The organism is Ruegeria sp. R13_0, assembly GCF_017743995.1.
Classification (GTDB): Bacteria; Pseudomonadota; Alphaproteobacteria; order Rhodobacterales; family Rhodobacteraceae; genus Ruegeria.
This window is the reverse complement of the sequence record NZ_JAGHRB010000007.1, coordinates 76,322-102,790: the sequence shown is the minus strand read 5'-3', so window position 1 is coordinate 102,790 and position 26,469 is coordinate 76,322. Positions and strand designations below refer to the sequence as shown.

Genomic DNA, 26,469 nt, shown 5'->3' with positions numbered 1-26,469 from the left:
CAAGGAGGGGTGTGATGCAGGAATGGCTAACCATGACGGCCTGTGATTTGGGCCGAGGGATCGGCAAGGGGCAAATCGACCCCGTTGAACTGACCGAGACCTATCTGGCGGCCATTGACGCCCATCCCCACCGCGACCGTATCTATGCGTGCGTCACCCATGACCGTGCCCGGTCTGAGGCGAAAGCCGCGAAAGAGCGCGCCGCCTTGGGTCTGCGTCGGTCCTTGCTGGATGGCGTGCCGATCAGCTGGAAGGATCTGTTCGACACGGCTGGTATTGGAACCGAGGCGGGCTCGGCCCTGTTGAAAGGGCGTGTCCCGGACGCGGATGCTTTGGTCCTAAGAAACGCAACGGCCATGGGCACCGTGTGCCTCGGCAAAACCCACATGAGCGAACTGGCGTTTTCAGGGCTTGGTCTGAACCCGATCACGGATACTCCGCCCTGTGTAGATGATGAGGACGCCGTGCCGGGCGGGTCATCCTCGGGGGCCGGGGCCTCGGTAGCCTGGGGGCTGGCAGCTTGCGGGATTGGCTCCGACACGGGTGGGTCGGTGCGAATCCCGGCAGCCTGGAACAACCTGGTGGGGCTGAAAACTACGGCTGGTCGGCTCAGCCTTGAAGGGGTCGTGCCGCTCTGTTTGCGGTTCGACACGGTTGGCCCTCTGGCGCGTTCCGTCGAAGATGCCGCCCATATGCTGGCTTTGCTTGAAGGCGGCACGCCGGCGGATCTGCGGGGTGCCAGCCTGAAAGGCCGCCGTTTTGCCGAGTTGCAGAACGTCGCCAAGGACGACCTGCGAGATGCGCCGCGACAGGCGTTCGACGATGCGCTGGACCGTCTTCGCGATGCCGGGGCCGAGATCGTGCCGCTGGAAGTGCCTGAACTGCACGACGCAATGGCGCTTTCGGGTGTTCTCTACACGACCGAGGCTTACGGGTTGTGGAAAGACGTCATCGAAGCCAGCCCCGAGGCGATGTATCCCGAGATTCTTGAACGGTTCCGCGCAGGCAAAGACGTGTCAGGCCCTGACTATGTGGCCGCCTGGTCCAAGCTAAAGGCCTGCCGCGCGGCTTGGGATGCGGCGACCGCTGGGTTTGATGCGGTTCTGGCCCCAACCGCGCCCATCCTGCCGCCCAACCTGGATCGGCTCCTCAGCGATCACGACTATTACGTGACCGAGAATCTGCTGGCCCTGCGCAACACGCGTATCGGTAATCTGATGGGCCTTGCGGCACTGACCTTGCCGACGGGAACCGCGGGCTGTGGCTTGATGATGCTGGGCTATCCCGGCTCGGAAGAAGCGCTGCTGCGGTTGGGTTCGGCGGCGGAAACCGCATTGGCGTGAATGCCACAATCCCCTGATTCGGAACCTCTTTGTCTGGACGGGGCGGTGTTCGATCTGTAATCTGCCAATCAAACGGGGCGAAAACGATCCCGATATTGAGGCAGTAGATATGAATTTCCCCGAGCGGTTTTCGAACCTACCGGAATACGCATTCCCGCGTCTGCGCACCCTGTTGGACCACCATCAACCGGGCGGAGACGTGATTCACATGACCATCGGCGCGCCGATGCATGACTTTCCCGCTTGGGTCACAGGCGTCATCACGGAAAACGCGGCAGGGTTTCAGGGCTATCCCCCGAATGAAGGCTCGCCCGAACTGCGCGGTTCGATCACCGACTGGATCAAGCACCGCTACGGCGTGACGATGGATCCTGATACCAACGTGATGGCCCTGAACGGCACGCGTGAGGGGCTCTACAATGCCGCGATGGCGCTGTGCCCCGAACAGAAGAACGGGCAAGATCCCATCATTCTTTGCCCGAACCCGTTTTATCAGGTCTATATGGTCGCCTCGATCTCGGTCCGGGCGCAGCCTTATTTCGTGTCCGCCACCGCCGCGACCGGCCATTTGCCGGACTATACTGGCCTGTCTGAGGATGTGCTGAACCGGACGGTTGCTGCCTATATCTGCTCGCCTGCGAACCCGCAGGGGGCTGTCGCCTCGCGCGACTATTGGGCGGAACTGATCGGGTTGGCCGAGAAATACGATTTCCGCATTTTCGCGGATGAATGCTATTCCGAGATCTACCGCGATGAGGCTCCGAAAGGTGCTTTGACCGTCGCGCAAGAGCTGGGCGCGGATCCTGAGCGGGTCTTGCTGTTCAATTCTCTTTCGAAACGGTCGAATTTGGCCGGGCTGCGCTCGGGCCTGATTGCGGGCGGTCCGGACAGTATCAAACGGGTCAAACAGCTGCGCAACTATGCGGGCGCGCCTTTGCCGCTGCCGCTGCAGGCTGCCGCCGCGCGCGTCTGGACCGATGAGACGCATGTCGCCCAGAACCGCGCGCTTTATCAGGAAAAATACGCCATCGCGGATGAGGTCTTCTCGGGCCTGCAGGGCTACATGCCGCCCGAGGCCGGGTTTTTCCTGTGGCTGCCAGTCGAGAACGGCGAAGAAACCGCATTGAAGCTGTGGCAGGAGACCGGCGTTCGGGTCCTGCCGGGCGCATATCTTTCTCAAGGTGATCCGGGGCAAAACCCGGGCGAGCAATTTATCCGGGCCGCTTTGGTGGCTCCAAAAAAAGAGTTGCAGCAGGGGCTGATCAAGCTTCGTGACTGCATCTATTCGTGAGGTACGAGGGCAAAATGGCATCATTGAACGCGCGCAACCGCGATCCATTACTGGACAGCACGACTCAGGCCGCGATTGAGCGGCGTACCAAGGAACTGATCGGAATCGCTCTGATCCTGTTGGGGCTGGCCGCTGCGGCAATGATCTGGTCCTACACACCGGAAGATCCGAATTGGATGGTCTCGACCGACGCGCCAGTGCAGAACTGGATGGGGCGGATTGGTGCCTCGATCGCTGCGCCGTTGTTCATGATCGTTGGCTGGGGCAGCTGGGGGATCGCGCTGGTTCTAATCGGCTGGGGTGTCCGCTTTGCCGGTCATTTCGGCGAAGACCGCGCCGTGGCGCGGCTGATCTTTGCGCCGATCTGGATTGCCATTGTCTCGGTTTACGCCGCCACTCTGGTTCCAAGCGAGGTCTGGCGCGCGACACATAGCTATGGGTTGGGTGGACTGTTTGGCGACACTGTCATGGGGGCCTTGCTGACGCTTCTGCCTATTTCCTCGCACTTCCTGGTCAAGCTGATGTCGCTGGCCATGGCCGTCGGAATGCTGGCGCTGGGTATTTTTGTTCTGGGCTTCACCAAAGTTGATGTCGCGCGTGGAACGCGTGCTTTCCTACTGGGGCTGGTGATGTCCTACGACATGCTGATGAACCTGCTGGGTCGGGGTGCTTCGGCCACGGTACAGTCCGCGCGAGAGTGCCGTGAACAATGGAAAGAGCACCGCGCCGCGCGGATTGAACCCGTTTTCGACGATGAGATCGCGTTTGAAGACCCAATCTTCGAAGAGGCCGAGGAAGAACCCGAACCCGCCCCCAAAACCGGCCTGCTGGCGCGGATGCCAGCCTTGATCCGTCGCCCCGAGCCGCTGCCAGAGCCTGAATTGGTCGAAGCCATGCCAGTGCAGGGTTTTGATGAAATGCCGGGTGAAGATCGTATTCGCTCGAAGATTTCGGCCGCTGTGCGCAATCGTAAGGTGGCGACCGGTGAGATGGCCCCGGAACATGACCCCAACCTGCCTTTGACCAAGGGCCGCGGTCGTGGGCCGGACCCGCTGATCTTCAATCCCAGAGGGGCGGGTGAACTGCCGCCCGAGCCGCCCATGACCGCTGCTGGCCTGCCGCCCGAGCCTGTTTTGTCGGCGGAGCCGACGTGGCAAGACACGGCGCATGACTATCAGCCCGAGCCCGACTATGCGCCCGAGGCAGACTACATGGCCGAGGATGACTACGCCGCGCATGCCTACGATGATGACGCGGTGTTCGAAGATACGGCGACACCGGAAGCAGTTGTGCCACAGCGCCCAGCCGTAAAGATCCCGGTGGCCGAGCCGCGCAAGCCGGTTGTTGCCCAACCCGTCCGTCGTACTCCGCCACCGTCCCGTCGGGCACAGGCCGAGGCGCAGCCAACCCTGTCCTTCGAGGAACGCCATTCCGATTTCGAACTGCCCCCCTTGGGCCTGTTGTCCAACCCGGCCAGCATTCAGCGTCACCACCTGAGCGACGAGGCGCTGGAAGAAAACGCGCGGATGCTGGAAAACGTGCTGGACGATTACGGCGTGAAGGGTGAGATCGTCAGTGTCCGCCCCGGTCCCGTGGTCACCATGTATGAACTGGAACCGGCTCCGGGTCTGAAAGCCAGCCGTGTGATCGGTCTGGCCGACGATATCGCACGGTCTATGTCGGCGCTGTCGGCACGGGTTTCGACCCTGCCGGGGCGCTCTGTGATCGGGATCGAACTGCCCAATGAAAACCGCGAGATGGTGGTGCTGCGTGAAATCCTCGCCAGCCGTGATTTTGGTGATGGCAATCATGCTCTGCCCTTGGCATTGGGTAAGGATATCGGGGGCGAGTCCGTTGTGGCGAACCTGGCGAAAATGCCTCACCTCCTGATCGCGGGTACGACTGGCTCGGGTAAGTCGGTGGCGATCAACACCATGATCCTGTCGTTGCTTTACAAACTGAGCCCTGACGAATGCCGCCTGATCATGATCGACCCCAAGATGCTGGAACTGTCGGTCTATGACGGCATCCCGCACTTGCTGTCGCCCGTTGTGACCGACCCGAAAAAGGCGGTTGTCGCGCTGAAATGGGTCGTGGGCGAGATGGAGGATCGCTATCGCAAGATGTCCAAAATGGGTGTCCGCAACATCGCAGGCTATAATGGCCGGGTGAAGGACGCGTTGGCCAAGGGCGAGATGTTCAGCCGCACGGTCCAGACGGGCTTTGATGATGAGACCGGCGAACCCACCTTCGAGACGGAAGAGTTCGCGCCTGAGGCGATGCCCTATATCGTCGTTATCGTCGATGAAATGGCCGACCTGATGATGGTCGCGGGCAAAGAGATCGAAGCCTGCATCCAGCGTCTGGCGCAGATGGCGCGGGCCTCGGGAATCCACCTTATCATGGCCACGCAGCGCCCCTCGGTCGACGTCATCACTGGTACGATCAAGGCGAACTTCCCGACCCGGATTTCGTTCCAGGTGACCTCGAAGGTCGATAGCCGCACCATCCTGGGTGAGATGGGCGCCGAGCAACTGCTGGGGCAGGGCGACATGCTCTATATGGCGGGTGGCGCCAAGATCACCCGTTGCCACGGCCCGTTTGTCTCGGACGAAGAGGTCGAAGAAATTGTCAACCACCTGAAGCAATTCGGTCCGCCCGATTACATGAGCGGTGTGGTCGATGGCCCGGCTGAGGAAAAAGCCGACAACATCGATGCCGTCCTGGGCCTGAGCACCGGTGGCAACACCAACGGTGAGGATGCTCTGTACGACCAAGCGGTGGCGATTGTGATCAAGGATCGCAAATGCTCGACCTCGTACATCCAGCGGAAACTTGCCATCGGCTATAACAAAGCCGCCAGGTTGGTCGAACAGATGGAGGACGAAGGCGTTGTTTCGGCAGCAAATCACGTCGGCAAGCGGGAAATCCTCGTCCCCGAGCAGTAGGATATTTAATAACAAGGGCAGAAGCCTTATCTGAGTCTTATGAAACAGATTGCTTTTGCCCTTGCTTTGACACTGGCCGCGCCTGCCGCTTGGGCGGCGGACAAGCTGCCGCTGTCGGAGATCTCCAATTACCTGAACAAGATGAAAACGGTTCAGACCAGCTTTACCCAAGTGAATGATGATGGCTCGCTCAGTACCGGCAAGCTATGGATCCAACGACCCGGAAAGATGCGGTTCGAATATGATCCGCCCGACAGTGCTGTTGTTCTGGCGCGCACTGGCACTGTTCTAATCTTTGACCCGAAATCCAACCAGCCGCCCGAACAATACCCGCTGAAGCGGACGCCTCTGTCACTTGTGCTGGCCCGGAATGTGAATCTTGGGCAGGCCAATATGGTCGTTGGTCACGACTTTGACGGGACCGCAACCGTTGTGACGGCACAGGACCCAAAAAACCCTGAGTCGGGACGGATTGAGCTGATGTTCACGGACAAACCGGTCGAACTGCGGAAATGGGTGATCCACGACAATGCAGGCACCCAAACCACGGTACTTCTGGGAGAACTGACCGAGGGGGGACGCCTCGATCAGAGCTTATTCTCAAGCGGAAAGCGGGTCGGGTCAGGCAACCGCTGACCCAGCCAACTCAGTAGCGGCAGCTGGCCAGCTGAGCCTGATACAGGTTCGCCCGTGCATCAACATCGCTGGCCACATTCAACAGCCAGGATTTCTGGTTGTAGCTGCCGCGCGCATAACCTGTATGGCCTTCGTGATAGGCCAAATACTGGTTGCGCGTATCGCCCAGGTTGATGCCGTTCCGCTCGTAGGTCTTGTTCATGTACCAGCCGATGAAATCGGACGCGTCGCGAATACGGTCCCGCTTGGCGCGGCGTTTTCCGGTTTCACGCTGGTATTCTTCCCACGTGCCGTCCAGAGCCTGGCTGTAGCCAAAGGCGCTGCTTTGCCGACCCATCGGGATCACGCCCAGCACATAGCGGTGCGGGGTACGCGCATCGTGGCGGTAACGGCTTTCCTGATAGATCGTCGCCATCTGAACGTGAACGGGGACGCCCCATTTCCGCTCGGTTTTTTTGAAGGCTTTGATGTAGTCAGGTTTTTCGCGCGCAATGCTGCACGCGTCATTTAGTCTGCTGGGTGGCTGTTTAGACCCGCCACCACAGGATGCCAAAAGCAGCACCCCTAGGAGTACGAATAGAATTCTGCTCATGTGCCTCGTGCCTTTTTTCTGGCATTCTAGCGCAGATTGAGCGCTGAGGAAATCACAATCGTTACAGAACGATAGCCAAAACACCCGGTAACGCGGCGACAGACAGCACCGTCGAGACCATGACCATGCCTGCAACGGCGTCTGCGTCGGCCTCAAACCGCTCGGCCAGAAGGTATGAGGTGACCGCGACCGGGGTACACATTTGCAAGACCAGAACACCGAATGCGATCGTTTCAAGCCCGAAGAGGATCGCAACGCCCCATCCCAAGGCAAAGCAGACCGCCAGCTTGAGGAGCGACAGCCAAATGGCCCGGTGAAGACTGCGAGAGGTCAGGCGCGCGATCGCAACTCCGACGGTCACAAGCATCATCGGAACAGCCATTTGCCCAAGCAAATCCAGGGTGTTGGTTAGGAACAGAGGCGTTTCCCAGTCTTGCCACAGGAACAGCGCGCCCAGCAGCGTGGCCCAGACCATGGGCTGGCGGATGACTTGCCCGAACGCGCCTTTGCCCGCGACCAGATAGATCCCGTAGGTAAAGGAAAACAGCGCGGTCACGGCCAGAAAGATAACCGCATATCCCAAACCGGCCTGACCAAATGCAAAGATGCATAGGGGAAGGCCCAAATTGCCGGTATTTCCGAAGATCAGCGGCGAAAGGTAGGTGCGTTGCTCAAGCTTTAGCACCTTTACAATGACCCAAAACACGACCGCGAGAACCAGATTGGCCGCAATGGTGGCCAGAGTGAACCGTGAAAGGTCACCACCCGGAATTTCGGTCTGCATCAAGGCCACGAAAATCAGACTGGGGACTGCCAGCGTCATAGCAAAACGCGTCACAAACTGTAGGCGGTATTCAAAGCCTAGCTTGACCCAGACAAAGCCGATTGCTGACAAAAGGAACACGGGTGCCGCAATTTCGAACACTGTCAGTAAGAGGTTCACAGACTGTTTCCCTTAATTTCACATCAATGATTGGCTTTTCTGCCCGGAAAGAGGTAGTAACCTCTTTGGGGGCTGAAACAATGCTAAAGACACATGCCAAGTACGGCCTGGGACAAGTTGTGCGACATAAGAAACATCCCTTCCGAGGGGTGATTTTTGACGTGGATCCAGAGTTTTCGAATACCGAGGAATGGTACGAAGCCATCCCCGAAGACAGTCGGCCGATCAAGGATCAGCCGTTCTATCACCTGTTGGCTGAGAACGACCAATCCTTCTATGTAGCTTATGTTTCAGAACAAAATCTGATCGAGGACCGATCGGGTGAGCCGGTTGAGCATCCCGACATCCCTAACATGTTCGGCCCATTCGAAGATGGATCCTACCCGCTGCACTTCCATCTGAACTGAGCGGCGCGGCGCGACTGCGCGTTGATCAATACCCCAACGCGCAACCGTCCTTTCTGGGGTCACTGGCCCCCTCCAAAACACCGGCTTCACGGATTCGTATGGCCTGTGCGCCACCCAGTGGAGTTTCTGGGACCTCCACAGTGTGACCCATTTCGCTTAATTGTTGAGCAACCGCTTCGGGGAACCCGCGCTCGAGCTTCAGGATGCCTCCGTCGGCGAAGGCACGGGGGGCGTTGATGGCCTCTTGCAGGTCAAAGCCGAAATCCATCAGGTTTGACACGAACCGCGCATGTCCTGTGGGTTGATACGCCCCACCCATAACGCCGAAGGGAATCGTAACGCGGTTGTTCTCGGCCAGCATGCCGGGAATGATCGTGTGCATCGGGCGTTTGCCTCCGCCCAACTCATTTGGGTGCCCGGCTTGCAGGGTGAAGCCTGCGCCGCGGTTTTGCAGCAAGATGCCGTATTTCTCGGATGCGATCCCCGAGCCGAAGCTGTGGAAGATCGAATAGATCAACGACACGGCCATCTGATCGCGGTCGACGACAGTAATGTAGACGGTGTCCTTGTGAATCGCTTCGGTCAGCGGGGCGGCAGCGGGCATGGCCTGTTTCGGATCAATCAAAGCCGCGAGGGATGCGGCGATGTCTTTGTCCAAAAACCGCTCGGCCCGTGCCATATGATCGGGATCTGCGATGAAACGATTGCGCGCGTCATAGGCCAGTTTTGTCGCTTCGGCCTCGATGTGGACCCGTTCCGTGCCCAATGGGTTCATGCTGGCAAGGTCAAAATGCTTGAGGATATTCAGCAGCAAAATCGCCGTCGCGCCTTGGCTGTTGGGGGGATGCTCGACCAGATCAACGCCCTGATAGGTGCCGCGCATCGGATCAGAGGGGGTGCATTGGGTCGATTGGAAATCCTCGGCGGTGTGCGCCCCCCCCAAGGCGGAAAGGGCGGCGATCATATCCTCCGCGATTTCACCTGAATAGAAGGCCTCCCGGCCATCCTTTGCGATCCGCCGCAGGACCTCCGCCTGTTTTGGTGCTCGAAAGACCTGACCTGTCTTGGGGACTTGCCCGTGGATCAGATAGTGGTCCCGCGCGGCCCCTTGGAGGGTCGGTTCGCCGTTGTGCCAGTCGAAAGAAACGCGTGGGGCAACCGGCACCCCCTGTTCCGCATAGTGAATGGCCGGTTGCAGAATAGCATCCAGCCCCAGTCGGCCTTCGGTTTGGCTGAGATTACAGAACGCGTCGACCGCGCCCGGTATTGTAACCGCGTCGGGGCTGGTCAAAGGCACCGAGGTTAAGCCCCGATCCCGCAGCGCGCTGGCTTGCGCAGCAGCAGGTGCCCGGCCCGAGCCATTCAACGCTCGGATCTGGTTTTCCCCCGAACGGTTGTAGAGGACAAAGCAATCGCCACCCAAACCGGTCATCTGCGGCTCGCAAATCCCCAGCAAGACTGCCCCGGCAATGGCTGCATCCATGGCATTGCCGCCGCGTTCCAGAATGTCGACGGCGGTTTTCGCCGCAAGGGGGTGCGAGGTCGCACACATCCCGTTTGTGGCCAGAACTTCGGACCGGCCCGGCTTGTGTAAATCCCGCATCATCATCCCCTTACTTTGAACACCGCGAACCTATCGCGCAGGGAATGATTGTCCAGTTCTTCAATGAGGGGAGGGAGGTTCCTCGGCGCCGTTCACTGGGTGGGGGCTGTGACACTTGGCGCCGAGGGAAGCTATCTGAGCTACGGTGATATGTTTGACAGTCGTTTGGGGCGGCGCAATGGTTCGAAAAAGGCCTTATTGTGGCCATTTCGCGTCAAATCCCTTGGTTCATTCGGGTATTGGGACGTCAAACCGTAGCGACAACAGATTGCAACCATCGCGACGCTCATACCGAATCTCGCTGGTCAGTTCGTGAATCAGATACCACCCGAAACCCCCTTCTGGCAGGTCCTGCAGGCTGGTCTCAACCGAGGCCGCTGTCCCATCCGGAGGTTTGCAGCCGGGCAGCGGACGCCCAGTATCCGATATCAGAATATCCAGCTGGTTGTGCTCCAACCGGCAACACACCTGCACTTTGGCGGGTTCAATGCCAGAATAGGCATGCTCGACGACGTTGTTGATCGCTTCCGCCAAGGCAATCTTCACGTCGTCCGCTTTTTCGACAGGCAAGCCGTGGTGGGCCAGGCCTGCGCTCAACTCCGCAATGCCAGCGCTGGCTTCCGCTTCAATCGCCGGAAAACTCAGTTGCAGGCAGGTTTGATCACTGGACGGCGTTACACACATCTACGTTGGCCGCGTTAGTCTGCTTTTGCCGACAGCGCGTCGTCGAGGGAATCGAACAACCTGAAAACGGTGTCCATTCGTGTCAGACGAAACACTTTTTCGACCACGGGTTGCAGCCCGGCCAGATCCAGCCGGCGCTCGCTTCCGATTTGTTTCATCGAGGCGACGATGGCCCCCAATCCGCTTGAATCAATGAATTCCACGCCCGCTAGATCCAGAACGATGCGAGCTGCGTCGGTTTCTGTTTCGCGGCGCATGTCTTCCTTGAACTGGATCGCGATGGCCGCATCTATCCGTTCCGAATGAACGGTGATGATCTGAGCCGCGTCGGTTGTTGTGCTGGTCAGCCCCATGATTGACCGCCCTTTTCAGCTGAAATTGCGTCGTAGAAATACGCTAGACGGCAAATCTTACCATTCGGTATTCAAGTTCCGGCAAGAGGAGGGATTTCTGATGAAAGACGTAGTGATCGCAGGCGCGGCCCGTACACCTATGGGTGGGTTCCAGGGCATGTTCGATGGCATTCCTGCAGCGGAACTTGGCGGAACCGCGATTCGTGCCGCCTTGCAGCAGGCAGGTGCGGAGACTGTCGACGAAGTTCTGATGGGCTGCGTGCTTCCGGCGGGGCAGGGTCAGGCCCCGGCGCGTCAGGCGGGATTTGCCGCCGGATTGGGTGAAGAGGTGCCCGCCACGACCCTCAACAAGATGTGTGGCTCGGGTATGAAGGCCGCCATGATCGCCTTTGATCAGATCGCTTTGGGCCATACCGATACCATGATCGCGGGCGGGATGGAGAGTATGACGAACGCGCCCTACATGCTGCCCAAGATGCGCGGCGGTGCGCGGATCGGGCACGGGCAGGTTGTGGATCATATGTTTCTGGACGGGCTTGAGGATGCCTATGACAAAGGCCGCCTGATGGGAACGTTTGCCGAAGACTGCGCCGAGACCTATCAGTTCACCCGCGAGGCGCAGGATGAATACGCACTTCGATCGCTTTCGAACGCTCTGGCGGCGCAGGACAGTGGCGCATTTGATGGGGAAATTGCCGCGTTTACGTTGCAAACCCGCAAGGGGGCGTTGGTGCTCGATGCTGATGAGCAACCCAAATCCGCCCGGCCCGAGAAAATCCCGACGCTGAAACCAGCCTTCCGTCCGGATGGCACGGTGACGGCGGCAAACTCCTCTTCCATTTCCGACGGAGCGGCTGCTCTCGTTCTGGCCTCGGCCGACGCCGCTGAGGCGAAAGGACTAACCGTCCGTGCACGCGTTTTGGGCCACGCCAGCCATGCGCAGGCCCCGGGCCTGTTCACAACCGCTCCGGTTCCTGCGGCGCAAAAGCTGCTAAAGCGACTGGGATGGACCAAAGATGATGTGGACCTGTGGGAGGTGAATGAGGCCTTCGCCGTTGTCCCTATGGCTTTCATGCACGAAATGGGCCTGCCGGGCGACAAGCTCAACGTCAATGGCGGAGCCTGCGCCCTGGGCCACCCAATCGGCGCATCGGGCGCCCGGATCATGGTCACCCTTCTAAACGCTTTGGAAAAACGCGACCTGAAACGTGGGATCGCTGCGATCTGTATCGGTGGCGGAGAGGGCACGGCGATCGCCATCGAACGCGTTTGACCCACTGAGCTTTTGCAAATACTCCGGGGACTGGGGGCGTCGCCCCCCCAAGACCCGGATCGGAGCAACGCTAATATGACCGTCGACTATGACACCCTTGCCAAAACCATCGCCTCGCTGACCGAAGGCGAAACCGATCAGATCTCCTTGATGGCGACCGTTGCGTGTGAGGTGCATCACGCCGACAATCGCTTTGACTGGACGGGGTTCTACCGCGTCACCGAACCGGGCATGCTGAAAATCGGCCCGTATCAAGGCGGTCACGGTTGTCTGGTCATCCCGTTCGATCGCGGCGTGTGCGGCGCAGCCGCGCGCACGGGTGAGGTGCAGCTGGTTCCGGATGTGGATGCCTTTCCGGGTCATATCGCCTGCGCGTCTTCCACAAGGTCAGAGCTTGTTTTGCCGGTGCGCGATGCCTCGGGCGCCGTTATTGCCGTGTTTGACATCGACAGCGACCAGCCGGATGCTTTCACGGATGTGGACGCGTCCGAACTGACCAAAATTCTTCAGAACGTGTTCTCCGCCTAGCTGCAACCCTAACTAAATCCTTGTGTTACTTGGGTTTGGTCGCTGACCTACGATTTGCCGTGAAAAAATGCTTTGAAATTTCACGAAACTGAGGCATCGTGAAAAACGCAAAACGAATTTCACGAGAATCGGAGTCTGGCTTTGAACACGCAAACCCCTCAGCGCGCGACGCTCGGAGCGGACTTGCGGGCCTTGCGCAAGGCAAGGGGTTTGACGCTGACTGAAATTGCCGACCGCCTGAACCGCTCGGTCGGGTGGCTGAGTCAGGTCGAAAGGGACATGTCCGACCCTTCAATCTCGGACCTGCGTCAGATCGCGGAATGTCTGGGCGTTCCCATGTCGATGCTGTTTTCGCATTCCGCCGCTCCGGTCGAGGAGCAAGGTTATGTGGTTCGCGCCGTGTCACGACGCCCGATGGGTTCAGGCGAGGAAGGTCTGATCGAAGAACTGCTTTCACCGGATCTGACCGATGATTTCGAGATGGTGCATTCCACCTTTGAACCCCGATCCAAAATGCAAAAACCCGCTGACCGACCTACACAGGAGGTCGGATATATGATTTCGGGCCAATTGGACCTGACGATCGGTGCGCGGCACTTCACGGTCGGGCCGGGTGACAGTTTCCGCATCAAGCACGAACCCTATCAATGGGCAAACCCCTATGATGAGCCCGCCGTGGCCATTTGGGTCATTGCACCTCCGGTATACTGATGAGCTTTGAGGCCTGGACCATATTCGCGCTGTTCTGGGTGGTGTTCGTCACCACTCCGGGGCCGAATGCCGTCAATTGTATTTCAAACGGTATGAGCTTGCCTTTCCCCAAGGCGATGCTCGGTGTGCTTGCGATCCTGACACAGGCCAGCGCGTTTCTGATCTTGTCGGCATTGGGTGTAACGGCCTTGATCGCAGCCTCACCTACCGCCTTCTTCATTGCCAAACTGATCGGGGCGGGGTTCTTGATCTGGGTCGGTATTCGCGGATGGATCAACGCGAAACGGCCGGCGCCTGCCACTGAACGCCCGGCGCAGCATGTCTATCTGCATGCGCTGGCGGTGGCGACAATCAATCCAAAAAGCGTTGCTGGCTATCTGGCGGCCTTTTCGCAATTCGTGCAGCCCGACGTGCCGATCTGGCAGCAGATGGGGGTGATCATGCCGACCGCTCTGATCATCACGACGCTCAGCTATACCGGCTTCACCCTGTTGGGCGCGCTGATGGGCAAGGCGGCGTTGGGCGCTGTGTTCAATATCTGGGTCCGCCGGATCATGGCAACCTGTTTCATCATCTATGGCGTGTTGCTGGGTGCCAGCTCTGCGCCCGCAGCAAGGGGGTAGCTACATGCAGACGGGATCCTGCCTTTGCGGCAAAGTCGCGTTTACGATTGACGGAGACCTCTCGCCCCCCTCTGCCTGTCATTGCGGTCAGTGCCGCAAACAATCCGGTCATGTCTGGTCATCGACCTCAACACATCAGGACAACCTAAACTTCACCGCCAGTGACACGCTGCGTTGGTTCCGCGCCTCAGAGACCGCCCGGCGTGGGTTCTGCAGCGCGTGCGGCTCATTCCTGTTCTGGCAGCACAATGAAGAAGACACGATTTCGGTCTCGATGGGGGCGCTCAGCGAACCAACGGGCCTGAAACTCTCAAAGCACATCTTTGTCGCGGACAAGGGTGACTACTACGACATCTCAGACGATCTGCCCCAGCGGGCACAGTAACAGAGGATCAAAACACATGAGTGATTTTCCAACCAAGGCCCGTGTGGTCATCATCGGTGGCGGCGTTGTCGGCTGCTCATCCCTGTATCATCTGGCGAAGAAGGGCTGGACAGACTGCGTTCTGCTGGAAAAGAACGAACTGACTGCGGGGTCTACATGGCACGCGGCGGGTAACGTGCCGACCTTCTCGACGTCATGGGCGATCATGAACATGCAGCGCTATTCGACCGAGCTGTATTCGCGTCTGGCCGAAGAGGTCGACTATCCGATGAACTACCACGTTTCGGGGTCGATCCGTTTGGCGCACAGTAAAGAGCGCATGCAGGAATTCGAACGCGCGATGTCGATGGGTCTGTACCAGGGCATCCCGATGGAGATGTGGACCCCAGAGCAGGCGAAAGAGCGCTACCCATTCCTCGAAACCCATGACCTTGAGGGCGTGCTATACGACCCGACCGATGGTGATATCGACCCGGCGCAGTTGACGCAAGCCTTCGCCAAAGGCGCGCGTGATCTGGGCCAAAAAATCATCCGATTCTGCCCGGCCACCGATGCAACGCAACACGATGACGGCACTTGGACCGTTCACACCGAAAAGGGCGACATCGCTTGTGACTACGTTGTCAACGCAGCCGGATACTACGCGCAGCGCGTGGGTGAGATGTTCAAACCCTATGGCGGCCGCATGGTGCCTGCCATGGTCATGAGCCACCAGTACCTGCTGACCGATGAAGTCCCCGAGGTTGAGGCGTGGTCGAAGGAAAACGGCGGCAAGCTGCCTCTGCTGCGCGACGTGGATATCTCGTACTACCTGCGTCAGGAAAAGAACGGCTTCAACCTCGGTCCCTATGAGCCCAACTGCAAGGGCCATTGGATGACCGAAGACGATCCGATGCCCGAGGATTTCAGCTTCCAGCTTTGGAACGATGATCTCGACCGGATCGAAGACATCGTCACCGACGCGATGGAGCGGGTGCCGCTGATGGCAACCTCGGGCGTTGGTCGCGTGATTAACGGCCCGATCCCTTACGCGCCGGACGGTCTGCCGATGATCGGCCCAATGCCCGGCGTGAAAAACGCGTTTGAAGCGCACAGCTTTACCTTCGGCATCGCGCAGGGCGGCGGTGCAGGCAAAGTGCTGGCCGAATGGATCGTCGATGGCCACACCGAGTGGGATATGTGGGCCGTCGATCCGCGCCGCTACACCGACTACACCGATCAGGACTACTGCAACCAGAAGGGCATGGAGGTCTACGGCAACGAATACGCCATGCACTTCCCGCACCATGAATGGCCTGCTGCGCGCGACAAGAAGCTGTCGCCAGTCCATGCCAAGGTCAAAGAACTCGGCGGTGTCATGGGGGCCTATAACGGCTGGGAACGTGCCAACTGGTTTGCCAAGCCGGGCGACGACACCTCGCTAGAGGCTACGCATACATGGGGACGCTCGGGCCCGTGGGAGCAGCGCATCAAGGAAGAGTGCGAAGCCGTCCGCGACAATTGCGGCGTGCTGGACCTGCCGGGCTTCTCGCGTTTCATGGTCAAAGGTGAAGGAGCGGCCGAAGCTCTGCGTGGCCTGATCACCGGTGGTCTGCCCAAGATTGGCCGCATCAACCTCGTCTACATTTCGGACGACCGTGGCCGTATCCTGACCGAGATGTCCTGTATCCGTCTGGGCGAGGATGAGTTCGTGATGATCACTGCTGCCACCGCGCAGTGGCACGACCGCGACATCCTGATGTCCGCCATGCCCTCCAGCGTTTCTGTCGAGGACGTCACCACCACCCGCGACACGCTGATCGTGACCGGCCCGAAATCGCGCGAGATACTCTCGGGCCTCAGCAATGCGGATCTGTCCACCGGCTGGCTGACGCATCAGTCCGCGACCGTGGCGGGCAAACCAGCCTTCCTGATCCGCGTCTCCTTCGCCGGAGAGCTGGGGTGGGAGGTTCACGCCCTCAACGAAGACATGCCAGCCATCTACGAGGCGATCCTCGATGCGGGTGCCACGCCGTTCGGCATGTACGCCCTGAACTCGCTGCGTATCGAGAAAGGCTACCGTGCGTGGAAGGGCGATCTGTCGACCGACTACTCGCTGCTGGAAGGCGGGCTGGAGCGGTTCGTCAAACTGGACAAACCGCAGGACTTCCCCGGCAAGGCCGCGATCCTGAACGAAAAGCAGCAGGGCGTGAAGAAGTCCTTTGTCACGCTGACAGTGGACGCAGGCGATTGCGACGCGCCTTACATGTCCTGCATCTGGCAGGGCGATCAGATCGTAGGCGAGACCACCTCGGGTGCATGGGGCTATCGCGTTGGCAAGTCCATCGCGTTGGGCATGGTCAAGACCGACGTCGCAAACCCGGGCACAGAGCTTGAAGTTGAGATCTACGGCCAGAAGTACCGTGCCGTTGTTCAGGAAGACCAGCCGCTCTGGGATCCCGCCAACGAGCGTCTGCGCGCCTGATCCCTTTGGGGATTGCCAAATTGGCACAAAACTCCAAGCTGGGGCCCATGGCGGGCCCCAGTCTGCCTTTCACCAAAGTCCAAATCGGAAGGCTGAAATGACGATCCCTGCACATATGTCCGGCGTTTACCTCACCCATCACGGCGGGCCGGAGGCGTTGCAGTGGCGCGAGGATATTCCCGTTCCAACGCCCGGTCCCGGGCAGGTTCTGGTCCGCGTCGCAGCTGCCGGGGTCAACAACACCGATATCAATACGCGGGTCGGGTGGTACTCCTCGGACGTGACCGGGGCCACCGATGACGTCGATCAGGATGTCGACGCCGGAGGGTGGGGCGGTGCGCTACAGTTCCCTCGAATTCAAGGCGGCGACCTGTGCGGCATTGTCGAAGCGGTCGGTCCGGGTTCAGGGTTTCAACCCGGTCAGCGCGTGACCTGCCCGATCAATCTGCCGCGCCCGCGACCTGGCCATCCACAGGGGTTTATTGCCTTAGGCTCTGAGATTGATGGCGCCTTTGCCCAATACTGTCTGGTCGAGGCGTATGATCTTTACGATGTCTCTGCCTCGCCCCTGTTAGACACCGAGATCGCGGCCATTCCCTGCGCCTTTGGCACGGCCGAGAACCTTTTGACCCGCGCCGGGGTCACCGCTGGCCACAAGGTGCTGATCACGGGGGCTTCGGGGGGTGTTGGTCTGGCGGCAGTGCAACTGGCCCGCCTGCGCGGCGCGTCCGTCTGGGGCATAACCGGTGCCGCCAAGGCCGAGGTTGTGAAATCCCAAGGCGCGGTTGAGACCTTTGATCGCGATGCTGCGTTGCCTGCAGATATGTTCGACGTCGTGATCGACGTGGTTGGCGGCCCGACCTGGGCGGGCCTCGTGCTGGCCCTGAAACCTGGCGGGCACTATGCTGTATCAGGCGCGATTGCAGGCCCAATGGTGCAGGCCGATCTGCGCGACATCTACCTGCGCGATATCACCATTCACGGCTGCACCCAACAGTCGCCCGAGGTGTTTGGCCGTCTGGTTGAGCTGATGAATGCCGGTCGGATCAAGCCTTTGATTTCCCGTACCTATCCCCTAAGGGATATTGCCAAGGCACAAGAGGATTTCCAATCCAAAGCGTTGCCGGGGAAACTGGTGCTGATCCCGTAAGGAGTTTATGACATGGCCGAAATTACTCTGTTAGATGGCTCGATCGGGCAGGAGCTGGTCAAGCGCAGCGGCAAGCAACCGACGCCGCTCTGGTCGACGCGGGTGATGATCGATCAACCGGAATTGGTGCGCGATGTTCATGCCGAATACTTCCGGCGCGGGGCTACTGTTGCGACGACGAACACCTATGCCGTCCACCGCTCGCGCCTTGTGCGCGAAGGGATCGAGGACCAGTTGGCGCAATTGATCCACACCGCCGTGTCTCAGGCCGATCTGGCGCGCGCAGGAAACGGAGGGCGCATCGCTGGGGCGCTAGGGCCGCTATTGGCCTCCTACAGACCCGATCTTGAGCCTGATCCGGAGGAGGCCGGACGCAAATTCGCTGAACTGGTCGCGCTTATGGGGGATGGTGTGGACCTGATCCTGATCGAAACCGTCTCGTCGGTGATGGAGGCCGAAGGCGCCCTGAGGGGCACTGCTGGCTGCGGGAAACCTGTGTGGCTGGCCCTGTCTCCGATGGACGAAGACGGAACGCGTCTGCGATCCGGCGAGCCGTTGGATCAGATTGCCCCCTTGGTCGAGCGTTACAATCCGCAAGCCGTGCTGATCAACTGCACCCGCCCCGAAGCGGTTCCAGCCGGGCTTGAGATTTTGTCAGGGATGGGGCTGCCCTACGGCGCCTATGCCAACGGCTTCACCCATATCGCCGAGGGGTTTTTGCAAGACGCCCCCACGGTTGATAGTCTCGCACAGCGCCACGATCTCAGCCCCGAGGCCTATGCCGACCACGCGATGGTCTGGGTCGAGCAAGGCGCAACAATCATTGGCGGATGCTGCGAGATCGGCCCGGATCATATCGAGGCCCTCGCGCGTCGCCTGGAATCAGCCGGTCATCGGATCGTCTGAACCGACAAGGGAACGGTATGTCCGAGACACCATCGCCAGCCTCCGACACGCGTCAGACCAGTCCCGTGCATTTCGACATTCTGGTCGCGCCGGGCTTTGTGCTGCTGGAACTCGCGTCGCTGGTGGATGTTCTGCGGATTTCCAATCGGGTGTCTGCAACACCGCCGTTCACCTATACCTACCGATCCCTGCGTGGCGGTCCGGTGGCAAGCAGCAGCGACGCGACGGTGCAGACCGAAACCGTGCCTACCCAACCCGATGCCACTTATCTGTTTGTGATCGGCAATTCGAACCCGGATCACCCTGATCTGTCTTTGGGCCGTGTGGTGTCGAACTATACCTATCGCGGCGCGCAGGTGTTTTTGCTGGCAGAAGCGGCAAGCCGGTATATTGACGAGCAGGGCACCGCTGATCTCGCAACCCATTGGGAAAACGCCTCATTCCTGCGTGAACGCGGCGCGCGGTTCGAAGCGAAACTGTCCATCGCAACCGAGCGCGGCGCAGTTGTCACCTGTGCAGGTATGGGGGCCACCACCGATATCGCACTGGTCGTGATCGGGCGGCATATCTCGGGGCCCACGCAATTGACCGTGGCGGATGTCATGCTGCATGAAAACATCCGCGATTTTTCGTCGATGCAACCGTTCTCGGGAGCAAAAAACACCGCAACTGGGGACAAGAAACTGGATCAGTGCATCAAGCTGATGCAGGCCAACATCGAAGACCCTTTGCCGATCCAGGACCTCGTGGACAGCCTGAGCATCTCGAACCGGTCGCTGGAGCGGAAGTTCAAGGCGTTCTTCGGCACCACACCCAACGGATTCTATCGTGAAATGCGACTGGCCAAGGCGAACAACCTCTTGCTGAACACCACCATGAGCGTGCGCGAAATAGGCTTGGCCTGCGGCTTCCCGAACGGGTTCTCATCTGTTTACCGGAGTTTTTTCGGTGTGACGCCCTTTGTAATGCGCCAACAAAAGAGACAAGCCGCGCAGAGATGATTTTTGCGGATGCGATGACGTTTTTGATGGATTTCGCGCCGATTTTTCATGCCATTCAGGGACAAACCTGAACGAACGGAGTCTTCACTATGGTTGATCTTCCCAGCAAGGCCCGCGTGGTCATTATCGGCGGCGGCGTGATCGGATGCTCGGTTGCCTATCACCTGACCAAGAAGGGCTGGAAAGATGTTGTGCTGCTTGAGCGCAAGCAACTGACCAGTGGTACAACCTGGCATGCGGCTGGTCTGATTGCGCAGCTGCGCGCGACGGCGAACATGACCAAGCTGGCGAAGTACAGTCAGGAACTCTATGGCTCGCTCGAGGAAGAAACCGGTGTGGCGACGGGCTTCAAACGCTGCGGTTCGATCACTGTCGCGCTGACCGAAGAACGCAAGGAAGAGATCTACCGCCAAGCCGCCATGGCCCGCGCTTTTGGGGTCGAGGTCGAAGAGATCTCGAACGAGCGCGTGGCCGAGCTGTATCCGCATCTCAATATCGAAGACGTCAAAGGGGCTGTGTATCTGCCGCTGGACGGGCAGGGTGACCCGGCGAATATCGCGCTGGCGCTGGCCAAGGGCGCGCGCCAGCGCGGTGGCATTGTCAAAGAGCGCGTGAAGGTCACCGATGTCGTCAAGCAAGGGCGTAAGGTCACCGGCGTCGACTGGGTTGCCGACGATGGCAGCGCCTCGGGCCATATCGAATGCGATATGGTGGTGAACTGCGCCGGGATGTGGGGCCACGAAGTGGGTCGCATGGCGGGCGTGAACGTCCCGCTGCATGCTTGCGAGCATTTCTACATTGTGACCGAGGGCATTGACGGCCTGACTCAGCTGCCAGTTCTGCGCGTTCCGGATGAATGCGCCTACTACAAAGAAGACGCGGGCAAAATCCTGCTGGGTGCCTTTGAACCGAATGCCAAGCCTTGGGGCATGAATGGTATCCCCGATAGCTTTGAGTTCGATCAACTGCCAGAGGATTTCGATCATTTTGAACCAATCCTCGAAGCGGCGGTGAACCGTATGCCGATGCTGGCCGAAGCCGGGATTCATACCTTCTTCAACGGACCTGAATCTTTCACTCCCGATGATGCTTATCACTTGGGTCTTGCACCCGAGATGGACAATGTCTGGGTTGCGGCAGGCTTCAACTCGATCGGTATCCAGTCGGCCGGTGGCGCGGGCATGGCGCTGGCCGAATGGATGGACAGCGGTGAGAAGCCGTTTGATCTGGGCGATGTCGACATAAGCCGGATGCAGCCCTTCCAAGGCAACAAGCAGTACCTGTTCGAGCGCTCGAAAGAGACTCTGGGCCTGCTCTACGCCGATCACTTCCCGTATCGTCAGAAAGCCACCGCACGCGGGGTACGGCGAACTCCGTTCCACCATCACCTGCTGGAGCAAGGCGCGGTCATGGGGGAACTGGCCGGTTGGGAACGCGCCAACTGGTTCGCGAATGAAGGTCAGGAACGCGAATACCAATATAGCTGGAAGCGTCAGAACTGGTTCGAAAACTCTGCCGCAGAACACCGCGCCGTACGCGAAAATGTCGGCATGTATGACATGTCCTCCTTCGGCAAAATCCGCGTTGAAGGTCCGGATGCCGAGGCATTCATGAACTATATCGGCGGTGGCGACTACTCGGTGCCGAATGGCAAGATTGTTTACACCCAGTTCCTGAACCGCACCGGCGGGATCGAGGCCGACGTAACCGTGACCCGCCTGACCGAAACTGCCTATCTGGTCGTCACGCCAGCCGCGACCCGTCTGTCAGATCAAACATGGATGCAGCGCCATGCAGGCAACTTCAACGTGGTCATCACCGATGTGACCGCCGGCGAAGGCGTCCTGGCCATCATGGGACCGAACGCGCGTGCTTTGCTTGAGAAAGTCTCGCCCAACGATTTCTCAAACGCGACCAACCCATTTGGTACCGCGCAAGAGATCGAGCTTGGCATGGGCCTCGCCCGCGCGCATCGCGTCACCTATGTGGGAGAGCTGGGATGGGAGATCTATGTCTCTTCTGACATGGCAGGACATGCCTTCGAGACGCTGCACGCAGCCGGGCAGGATATGGGTCTAAAGCTGTGCGGTATGCACATGATGGACAGCTGCCGCATCGAAAAGGGCTTTCGTCACTTTGGGCATGACATCACCTGTGAAGACCACGTGGTTGATGCCGGGCTTGGTTTTGCCGTGAAGGTCGACAAGGGCTGTGACTTCATCGGCCGCGAAGCCGTGATTGCACGCAAAGAGAGCGGGCCCAAAAACCGTCTCGTGCAGTTCAAGCTGACCGACGCCGAGCCGCTTTTGTTCCACAACGAACCTATTGTGCGCGATGGTGAATATGTCGGCTACCTGAGTTCGGGCAACTACGGACACACGCTGGGTGGCGCTATCGGTCTGGGCTATGTGCCGTGCGAAGGCGAAAAAGCTGTGGATGTGCTGGGGTCGAGCTACGAGATCGACGTTTGCGGTGTCAAAGTGAAGGCCGAGGCGTCTTTGAAGCCTATGTATGATCCCAAGTCCGAGCGCGTGAAGGTCTGAGCCGCAGATCAGGGGGCTCTGCCCCCGCCGCGGCAAGCCGCGACTCCCCCGGGATATTTAGGGCCAGATGAAGCAAGGGATCCAGTCTTCATCTGGCTAAAAATATCCCGGAGCGCGAGGCAGAGCCTCGCTAAAAACGCGGTTTCGAAGTCGACCCATCACAATTCGTTATGTGCGACTTCACCGTTTTCAGAGTTTTCAACCCTTCAGAAACTGCCGTAAATGGGTCCGACACTTGTCGGAGATTTCCCGTGACGACTGCCTCCTCACCTTCACAGAATGCGGACACTCCAAAAGGGTTTGTGCTGGCGGTTTCTGCCTATGTCATGTGGGGTTTCCTGCCTCTCTATATGAAAGCCCTCAGCCATATTGGCCCGGTCGAGGTTGTGGCGCATCGTGTCATCTGGTCGGTGCCGGTGGCGGGGCTTCTGCTGGTCATTCTGGGGCGGACCCGAGATCTTAGGGCGGCGTTGGGCAATCCTAAGATGTTGGGAATGGCGGCTTTGACGGCGGCGCTGATCTCGGTGAACTGGGCGATTTATGTCTGGGCGATCTCAACCGGTCATGCGTTGGATGCGGCGCTCGGGTATTATATCAACCCTTTGTTCAGCATCGCCTTGGGCGCTGTGTTGCTGCGAGAACCTCTGACGCGCATGCAACTGGTTGCTGTCGGGCTGGCAGCTTTGGGCGTTTTGGTTCTGGTGGTCGAGGCGGGGCGTCTTCCTTGGGCGGCGCTGGGTTTGATGGTGAGCTGGGGGTTCTATGCCTTCTTCAAAAGGTCTCTGCCGATTGGACCCAATCAGGGGTTTTTGCTTGAGGTTCTGATCCTTTTGATTCCCGCGATTGCCTATGTGACGTGGCTGGGGGTGCAGGGGACTGGGCATTTCGGGGTGTTGGCATCGGATACGTTCCTATTGTCCTGCGCTGGTGTCGTGACGGCGGTGCCTTTGCTGGTCTATGCCAATGGGGCCAAGCTCGTCAGGCTGTCGACGATGGGTATCCTGCAATACATCGCGCCCACCATGATCTTCATAACCGCAGTTGCCGTGTTCGGAGAACAGATTGACCGGGGCCGTATGATTGCCTTTCCTCTGATCTGGGCGGCGCTTGTGGTGTATTCGATCCCGATGATCCGACAGGCGAGGGCTCAGGCCTGAAGCAGAAGACGCGCGGCGCTTTCAGCCCAAATCGCGTAGGTTTTGGGGCTGGGGTGGTATCCATCCGGTGCAGCCAGTGCCGGATCATCCGGTAAATCCAGCGACAAGTGTCGGAGTTGCGGATGGGCGGCAACGACCTGTTGCAGACCACGATCCAGGCGCTCGGATTGTCGACCCAATACCCATGCCAAAGGATGGGGCAGGGACGGAAACCGATTCATCTGTGGCACTGCTGTCACCACAACGCGTCGCGCACCGAAGCGTTGGGTCAATATCCTGGCCAACTGGTTTTGCCGTTCGACGAAGCGGGCGTAGGTCACGCCTCGGGTCACGTCGTTTACGCCGAGCGCGGTGACGACCGCATCGTATGTGCCTTCAATCGTTTGCAACCTCTCGAGCGTATCTCGGGTCGTGTGTCCGGTTGTCGCCTCAAGCCGCCATTCGACCGAGTGATGCCGCGCCAAGTGTTTGACCAAATGGCCCGACAGCGCCTGATCCTGTGTGCCCGCGCCGACGCCGGCGGCAGAACTGTCGCCCGCAATCAACAGGCGCAGGCGAGGCCCACGGCCCGTTCGCCCCTCGCGTGGACCGATTGGTTCCGGCAGCAACTGGGCCTTGCGGCGTACAGCCAAGCCCTGAGCCGCCAGAACTGGCAGCAGGGGCACACGCAGTATCTGATCAGCGGCAAGCGGAATTGACATGATTAGCTCAGGGCGGATTTGAATTCCAGAAACCGCGGGTCGGTCATCACACGGGCCATCATCGCTTCACGCAGGGCACCAATGGTCTTATGAGGGCGCATGACGACCTCGAATTGCTGGATCAATCCGTCGTCGTTCAGTGTGATCAGGTCCACGCCGACCGCATCCAGATCTCCGACCTTGCATTGAAACTCCAGCGCCCAGTCATTGCCGCTGCCCATGATCCGCCGGTAGCGAAAGTTGGAAAATACCTTGCCCACATGGCCCAACACCGCCGCAACCGGCGCGCGGCCGGTCCATGTGCTGTAGTAGGTGGGCGGCATGAAGCGGACGTCCTCGGCCAAAAGCTCGTGAATGAGGGCTTCGTCCGCTTTGGCGACAACCTCTTGCATGCGTTCGATTGTTGGATGCATGTCCTCTCCCCTCTTTGCCTCAACGGTTCACGATACGCGCGCCGCACGCAAGGACGACGTTGCGGGAAGTGGCGCTGTGGGATAGGCACGCGGGCATGAGCGAGACTTACGATCCCCCCCAGACACCGCTGGATGTGCTGCATGAAGATGCGCAACTGATTGTGGTGAACAAGCCCTCGGGCTTGTTGTCGGTGCCGGGGCGGGGTGCGCATTTGGCGGATTGCCTGTTGACCCGCGTGCAGGCGGTGTTTCCGCAGGGCCTGCTGGTGCATCGGTTGGACCGGGACACCTCGGGCGTGATGGTCTTTGCGCAGACACCCCACGCGCAACGCAATCTGAGCATGCAGTTCGAGCAGCGCCAAACCCGCAAAACCTACATTGCCCGCGTTTGGGGGAGGGTTGAGGGCAAAACGGGGACGGTTGATCTGCCGCTCATCGTCGACTGGCCGAACCGACCGCGTCAGATGGTGTGTCATGACACGGGCAAGCAGGCAGTTACCGATTGGCGTGTCGTCAAATACGAAGGGGATACGACGCGCATGCGTCTGTTTCCGAAAACCGGTCGCTCGCATCAGTTGCGCGTTCACATGCTGGCCTTGGGCCACCCGATTTTGGGTGACCCGTTTTACGCCGAAGGCGCAGCGCGCGATTTCCCACGCCTCATGCTGCATTCCGAGGAATTGCGCCTGAAAAGCCCCGAGGGCGGCGTGGCAATGAAGTTTCGTGCCAAGGCGGATTTCTAGGTTCAGGCCACGTTGGTCCACAGCAATTTCAGGTTCCCGAGGGAAAACCGCCGCGAACGTTTGCGGCGCGCGGGTTGTGCGCGGTGTCGATCTGCGGCTAGTTCACGCTCGATCTCATAGGCGCGAAGCGTGTGATCCTGCGACCAGCGTTCAAGTTTCAGGTGCATCAGAACATGGTTGTCCAGACTGGGCATATTGGGCCTCCGGGTTTTTGAAATTTGACCCAATCTCGCGCACCACTCCTGACACCCCCTTGTCAGGGGGATGTGCTAGGCTGTCAGCAGTTTGACAGGAGACCCCGACATGAGCCGCTCGACCCGGTTGTTCGAAATCATCCAGATGCTCAGGGCCGCAGATGCGCCCGTGACGGCTGATCAACTGGCCGAAAAGCTCGAGGTCTCCACGCGCACGGTCTACCGCGATATCGCCGAGCTACAGGCCCAGCGCACACCGATCGAGGGGGAGGCAGGTGTGGGCTATTTGATGCGGCGCGGCTATGATCTTCCACCGCTGAATTTTGACGCCGAAGAGGTTGAGGCGCTGTGGGTTGGGCTGTCGATGCTGGCGCGCACCGGGGACAGTCATCTGCAACGGGCAGCGCGGCGCATCTGTGACAAGATCGACGCGCTCCATTGTCCTGCCGATTGGCTGCAGGTCTCGACCTGGGGTGCGCCGGTTGATGATCCCGCGAAAGGATGCATCCCTGTGGCCAGTTACCGCGAAGCGATACGGGCCGAGCAGAAACTGCGCATCACCTATGTCAACGGTGCGGGCGAACGCTCGGAACGGGTCATTCGGCCTGTGGCTTTGGTCTACCACATCGAATGTACGATGCTGGCCGGGTGGTGCGAGCTGCGGGGCGGGTTCCGGCATTTCCGGACGGACCGTATCTGGGCCTGTGAAGACACGGGCCAAAGTTTCCGGGGCCAAGGCAGTTCGCTCCGGGATTTGTGGAACGAGCAGGAGGGCAAAGATCCGGCCCCGCAAACCGCCTGAGCCGCTATGGGCGGGGAATCGCCGACTTCACCGCTTTGTTGCTTGAGCCTGCGCAAGGCTGCCGTGATATACTGG

At 59.5% G+C, this 26,469-nt stretch carries 26 protein-coding genes; 18 read left to right on the top strand and 8 right to left on the bottom strand.

Annotated elements, in window-relative coordinates:
- Positions 1-14 precede the first annotated feature (14 nt).
- From J7394_RS10940 to J7394_RS10925, 4 genes are all read left to right on the top strand, one after another.
- Positions 15-1,343 (top strand): amidase, encoded by a 1,329-nt coding sequence (locus tag J7394_RS10940; RefSeq protein ID WP_209252978.1) that lies wholly within the window; start codon positions 15-17, stop codon positions 1,341-1,343.
- 109 nt (positions 1,344-1,452) lie between these two features.
- Positions 1,453-2,634: an aminotransferase class I/II-fold pyridoxal phosphate-dependent enzyme gene (locus J7394_RS10935; RefSeq protein WP_209252977.1), complete on the top strand. Its 1,182-nt coding sequence runs from the start codon at positions 1,453-1,455 to the stop codon at positions 2,632-2,634.
- A gap of 14 nt (positions 2,635-2,648) precedes the next feature.
- A complete protein-coding gene (locus tag J7394_RS10930) occupies positions 2,649-5,582 on the top strand; it encodes a DNA translocase FtsK (RefSeq protein ID WP_209252976.1) in 2,934 nt (977 codons plus the stop codon).
- A 39-nt stretch (positions 5,583-5,621) separates the two neighbouring features.
- Positions 5,622-6,218 (top strand): outer membrane lipoprotein carrier protein LolA, encoded by a 597-nt coding sequence (locus tag J7394_RS10925; protein WP_209252975.1) that lies wholly within the window; start codon positions 5,622-5,624, stop codon positions 6,216-6,218.
- A gap of 10 nt (positions 6,219-6,228) precedes the next feature.
- Here J7394_RS10925 and J7394_RS10920 read toward each other — a convergent pair whose 3' ends face one another.
- Positions 6,229-6,810 (bottom strand): lytic transglycosylase, encoded by a 582-nt coding sequence (locus J7394_RS10920; RefSeq protein ID WP_170375559.1) that lies wholly within the window; start codon positions 6,808-6,810, stop codon positions 6,229-6,231.
- Between the two features lie 61 nt (positions 6,811-6,871).
- Entirely contained in the window at positions 6,872-7,753 is an 882-nt protein-coding gene (locus J7394_RS10915) for an AEC family transporter (RefSeq protein WP_209252974.1), read from the bottom strand.
- An 80-nt stretch (positions 7,754-7,833) separates the two neighbouring features.
- Between J7394_RS10915 and hspQ the strand changes: the two genes are divergently transcribed.
- Positions 7,834-8,160 (top strand): heat shock protein HspQ, encoded by a 327-nt coding sequence (gene hspQ / locus J7394_RS10910; protein ID WP_170375556.1) that lies wholly within the window; start codon positions 7,834-7,836, stop codon positions 8,158-8,160.
- Positions 8,161-8,185: 25 nt separating this feature from the next.
- Here hspQ and ggt read toward each other — a convergent pair whose 3' ends face one another.
- The 3 genes from ggt to J7394_RS10895 all read right to left on the bottom strand — a co-directional run bounded on the left by ggt (position 8,186) and on the right by J7394_RS10895 (position 10,800).
- A complete protein-coding gene (gene ggt, locus J7394_RS10905) occupies positions 8,186-9,763 on the bottom strand; it encodes a gamma-glutamyltransferase (protein WP_209252973.1) in 1,578 nt (525 codons plus the stop codon).
- 228 nt (positions 9,764-9,991) lie between these two features.
- Positions 9,992-10,447 carry an ATP-binding protein gene (locus J7394_RS10900; protein WP_209252972.1) on the bottom strand — a complete coding sequence of 152 codons (456 nt, stop codon included), beginning with the start codon at positions 10,445-10,447 and terminating at the stop codon, positions 9,992-9,994.
- Between the two features lie 14 nt (positions 10,448-10,461).
- A complete protein-coding gene (locus J7394_RS10895) occupies positions 10,462-10,800 on the bottom strand; it encodes an STAS domain-containing protein (RefSeq protein WP_209252970.1) in 339 nt (112 codons plus the stop codon).
- A 100-nt stretch (positions 10,801-10,900) separates the two neighbouring features.
- On the opposite strand from J7394_RS10895, the gene J7394_RS10890 reads away from it, so the two are divergent.
- The 11 genes from J7394_RS10890 (at position 10,901) to rarD (ending at position 23,541) form a co-directional block, all read left to right on the top strand.
- On the top strand, positions 10,901-12,073 hold the full coding sequence (locus J7394_RS10890) for an acetyl-CoA C-acyltransferase (RefSeq protein ID WP_209252968.1): 1,173 nt from the start codon (positions 10,901-10,903) through the stop codon (positions 12,071-12,073).
- Positions 12,074-12,148: 75 nt separating this feature from the next.
- On the top strand, positions 12,149-12,601 hold the full coding sequence (locus J7394_RS10885) for a GAF domain-containing protein (protein WP_209252966.1): 453 nt from the start codon (positions 12,149-12,151) through the stop codon (positions 12,599-12,601).
- Positions 12,602-12,742: 141 nt separating this feature from the next.
- The gene (locus tag J7394_RS10880; protein ID WP_170375545.1) at positions 12,743-13,312 is read left to right on the top strand and encodes a helix-turn-helix domain-containing protein; all 570 of its coding nucleotides are present in this window, start codon (positions 12,743-12,745) and stop codon (positions 13,310-13,312) included.
- Positions 13,312-13,935 (top strand): LysE family translocator, encoded by a 624-nt coding sequence (locus J7394_RS10875; RefSeq protein WP_209252964.1) that lies wholly within the window; start codon positions 13,312-13,314, stop codon positions 13,933-13,935. Before J7394_RS10880 ends, J7394_RS10875 begins: the two co-directional genes overlap by 1 nt.
- A gap of 4 nt (positions 13,936-13,939) precedes the next feature.
- Entirely contained in the window at positions 13,940-14,320 is a 381-nt protein-coding gene (locus tag J7394_RS10870; RefSeq protein WP_209252963.1) for a GFA family protein, read from the top strand.
- Between the two features lie 16 nt (positions 14,321-14,336).
- A complete protein-coding gene (locus J7394_RS10865; RefSeq protein WP_209252961.1) occupies positions 14,337-16,784 on the top strand; it encodes an FAD-dependent oxidoreductase in 2,448 nt (815 codons plus the stop codon).
- Positions 16,785-16,881: 97 nt separating this feature from the next.
- Entirely contained in the window at positions 16,882-17,934 is a 1,053-nt protein-coding gene (locus J7394_RS10860; protein ID WP_209252959.1) for an alcohol dehydrogenase family protein, read from the top strand.
- A 12-nt stretch (positions 17,935-17,946) separates the two neighbouring features.
- Positions 17,947-18,840: a homocysteine S-methyltransferase family protein gene (locus J7394_RS10855; RefSeq protein ID WP_209252958.1), complete on the top strand. Its 894-nt coding sequence runs from the start codon at positions 17,947-17,949 to the stop codon at positions 18,838-18,840.
- Positions 18,841-18,857: 17 nt separating this feature from the next.
- Positions 18,858-19,841 (top strand): GlxA family transcriptional regulator, encoded by a 984-nt coding sequence (locus J7394_RS10850; protein WP_209252956.1) that lies wholly within the window; start codon positions 18,858-18,860, stop codon positions 19,839-19,841.
- An 89-nt stretch (positions 19,842-19,930) separates the two neighbouring features.
- Entirely contained in the window at positions 19,931-22,384 is a 2,454-nt protein-coding gene (locus tag J7394_RS10845; RefSeq protein ID WP_209252954.1) for an FAD-dependent oxidoreductase, read from the top strand.
- A 251-nt stretch (positions 22,385-22,635) separates the two neighbouring features.
- On the top strand, positions 22,636-23,541 hold the full coding sequence (gene rarD, locus J7394_RS10840) for an EamA family transporter RarD (RefSeq protein WP_371811999.1): 906 nt from the start codon (positions 22,636-22,638) through the stop codon (positions 23,539-23,541).
- On the opposite strand, the gene J7394_RS10835 is transcribed toward rarD, so the two are convergent.
- Entirely contained in the window at positions 23,532-24,242 is a 711-nt protein-coding gene (locus tag J7394_RS10835) for an SGNH/GDSL hydrolase family protein (protein ID WP_209252950.1), read from the bottom strand. The genes rarD and J7394_RS10835 overlap by 10 nt on opposite strands.
- Before the next feature lie 2 nt (positions 24,243-24,244).
- Entirely contained in the window at positions 24,245-24,655 is a 411-nt protein-coding gene (locus tag J7394_RS10830) for a nuclear transport factor 2 family protein (RefSeq protein ID WP_209252948.1), read from the bottom strand.
- A 95-nt stretch (positions 24,656-24,750) separates the two neighbouring features.
- Between J7394_RS10830 and J7394_RS10825 the strand changes: the two genes are divergently transcribed.
- Complete coding sequence (locus tag J7394_RS10825; protein WP_209252946.1) at positions 24,751-25,398, top strand: RluA family pseudouridine synthase; 648 nt, start codon at positions 24,751-24,753, stop codon at positions 25,396-25,398.
- 2 nt (positions 25,399-25,400) lie between these two features.
- Here the strand turns inward: J7394_RS10825 and J7394_RS10820 are convergent, their stop codons facing one another.
- Entirely contained in the window at positions 25,401-25,592 is a 192-nt protein-coding gene (locus J7394_RS10820) for a hypothetical protein (RefSeq protein WP_170471344.1), read from the bottom strand.
- 109 nt (positions 25,593-25,701) lie between these two features.
- Between J7394_RS10820 and J7394_RS10815 the strand changes: the two genes are divergently transcribed.
- Positions 25,702-26,394 (top strand): YafY family protein, encoded by a 693-nt coding sequence (locus J7394_RS10815; RefSeq protein ID WP_209252944.1) that lies wholly within the window; start codon positions 25,702-25,704, stop codon positions 26,392-26,394.
- Positions 26,395-26,469 lie beyond the last annotated feature (75 nt).

What these genes read in the sequence shown, in the direction of transcription:
- J7394_RS10940 (WP_209252978.1), top strand. Translation starts at nt 15, where the DNA reads ATGCAGGAATGGCTAACCATGACGGCCTGTGATTTGGGCCGAGGGATC.
- J7394_RS10935 (WP_209252977.1), top strand. Translation starts at nt 1,453, where the DNA reads ATGAATTTCCCCGAGCGGTTTTCGAACCTACCGGAATACGCATTCCCG.
- J7394_RS10930 (WP_209252976.1), top strand. Translation starts at nt 2,649, where the DNA reads ATGGCATCATTGAACGCGCGCAACCGCGATCCATTACTGGACAGCACG.
- J7394_RS10925 (WP_209252975.1), top strand. Translation starts at nt 5,622, where the DNA reads ATGAAACAGATTGCTTTTGCCCTTGCTTTGACACTGGCCGCGCCTGCC.
- J7394_RS10920 (WP_170375559.1), bottom strand. Translation starts at nt 6,810, where the DNA reads ATGAGCAGAATTCTATTCGTACTCCTAGGGGTGCTGCTTTTGGCATCC.
- hspQ (WP_170375556.1), top strand. Translation starts at nt 7,834, where the DNA reads ATGCTAAAGACACATGCCAAGTACGGCCTGGGACAAGTTGTGCGACAT.
- ggt (WP_209252973.1), bottom strand. Translation starts at nt 9,763, where the DNA reads ATGCGGGATTTACACAAGCCGGGCCGGTCCGAAGTTCTGGCCACAAAC.
- J7394_RS10900 (WP_209252972.1), bottom strand. Translation starts at nt 10,447, where the DNA reads ATGTGTGTAACGCCGTCCAGTGATCAAACCTGCCTGCAACTGAGTTTT.
- J7394_RS10895 (WP_209252970.1), bottom strand. Translation starts at nt 10,800, where the DNA reads ATGGGGCTGACCAGCACAACAACCGACGCGGCTCAGATCATCACCGTT.
- J7394_RS10890 (WP_209252968.1), top strand. Translation starts at nt 10,901, where the DNA reads ATGAAAGACGTAGTGATCGCAGGCGCGGCCCGTACACCTATGGGTGGG.
- J7394_RS10885 (WP_209252966.1), top strand. Translation starts at nt 12,149, where the DNA reads ATGACCGTCGACTATGACACCCTTGCCAAAACCATCGCCTCGCTGACC.
- J7394_RS10875 (WP_209252964.1), top strand. Translation starts at nt 13,312, where the DNA reads ATGAGCTTTGAGGCCTGGACCATATTCGCGCTGTTCTGGGTGGTGTTC.
- J7394_RS10870 (WP_209252963.1), top strand. Translation starts at nt 13,940, where the DNA reads ATGCAGACGGGATCCTGCCTTTGCGGCAAAGTCGCGTTTACGATTGAC.
- J7394_RS10865 (WP_209252961.1), top strand. Translation starts at nt 14,337, where the DNA reads ATGAGTGATTTTCCAACCAAGGCCCGTGTGGTCATCATCGGTGGCGGC.
- J7394_RS10860 (WP_209252959.1), top strand. Translation starts at nt 16,882, where the DNA reads ATGACGATCCCTGCACATATGTCCGGCGTTTACCTCACCCATCACGGC.
- J7394_RS10855 (WP_209252958.1), top strand. Translation starts at nt 17,947, where the DNA reads ATGGCCGAAATTACTCTGTTAGATGGCTCGATCGGGCAGGAGCTGGTC.
- J7394_RS10850 (WP_209252956.1), top strand. Translation starts at nt 18,858, where the DNA reads ATGTCCGAGACACCATCGCCAGCCTCCGACACGCGTCAGACCAGTCCC.
- J7394_RS10845 (WP_209252954.1), top strand. Translation starts at nt 19,931, where the DNA reads ATGGTTGATCTTCCCAGCAAGGCCCGCGTGGTCATTATCGGCGGCGGC.
- J7394_RS10835 (WP_209252950.1), bottom strand. Translation starts at nt 24,242, where the DNA reads ATGTCAATTCCGCTTGCCGCTGATCAGATACTGCGTGTGCCCCTGCTG.
- J7394_RS10830 (WP_209252948.1), bottom strand. Translation starts at nt 24,655, where the DNA reads ATGCATCCAACAATCGAACGCATGCAAGAGGTTGTCGCCAAAGCGGAC.
- J7394_RS10825 (WP_209252946.1), top strand. Translation starts at nt 24,751, where the DNA reads ATGAGCGAGACTTACGATCCCCCCCAGACACCGCTGGATGTGCTGCAT.
- J7394_RS10820 (WP_170471344.1), bottom strand. Translation starts at nt 25,592, where the DNA reads ATGCCCAGTCTGGACAACCATGTTCTGATGCACCTGAAACTTGAACGC.
- J7394_RS10815 (WP_209252944.1), top strand. Translation starts at nt 25,702, where the DNA reads ATGAGCCGCTCGACCCGGTTGTTCGAAATCATCCAGATGCTCAGGGCC.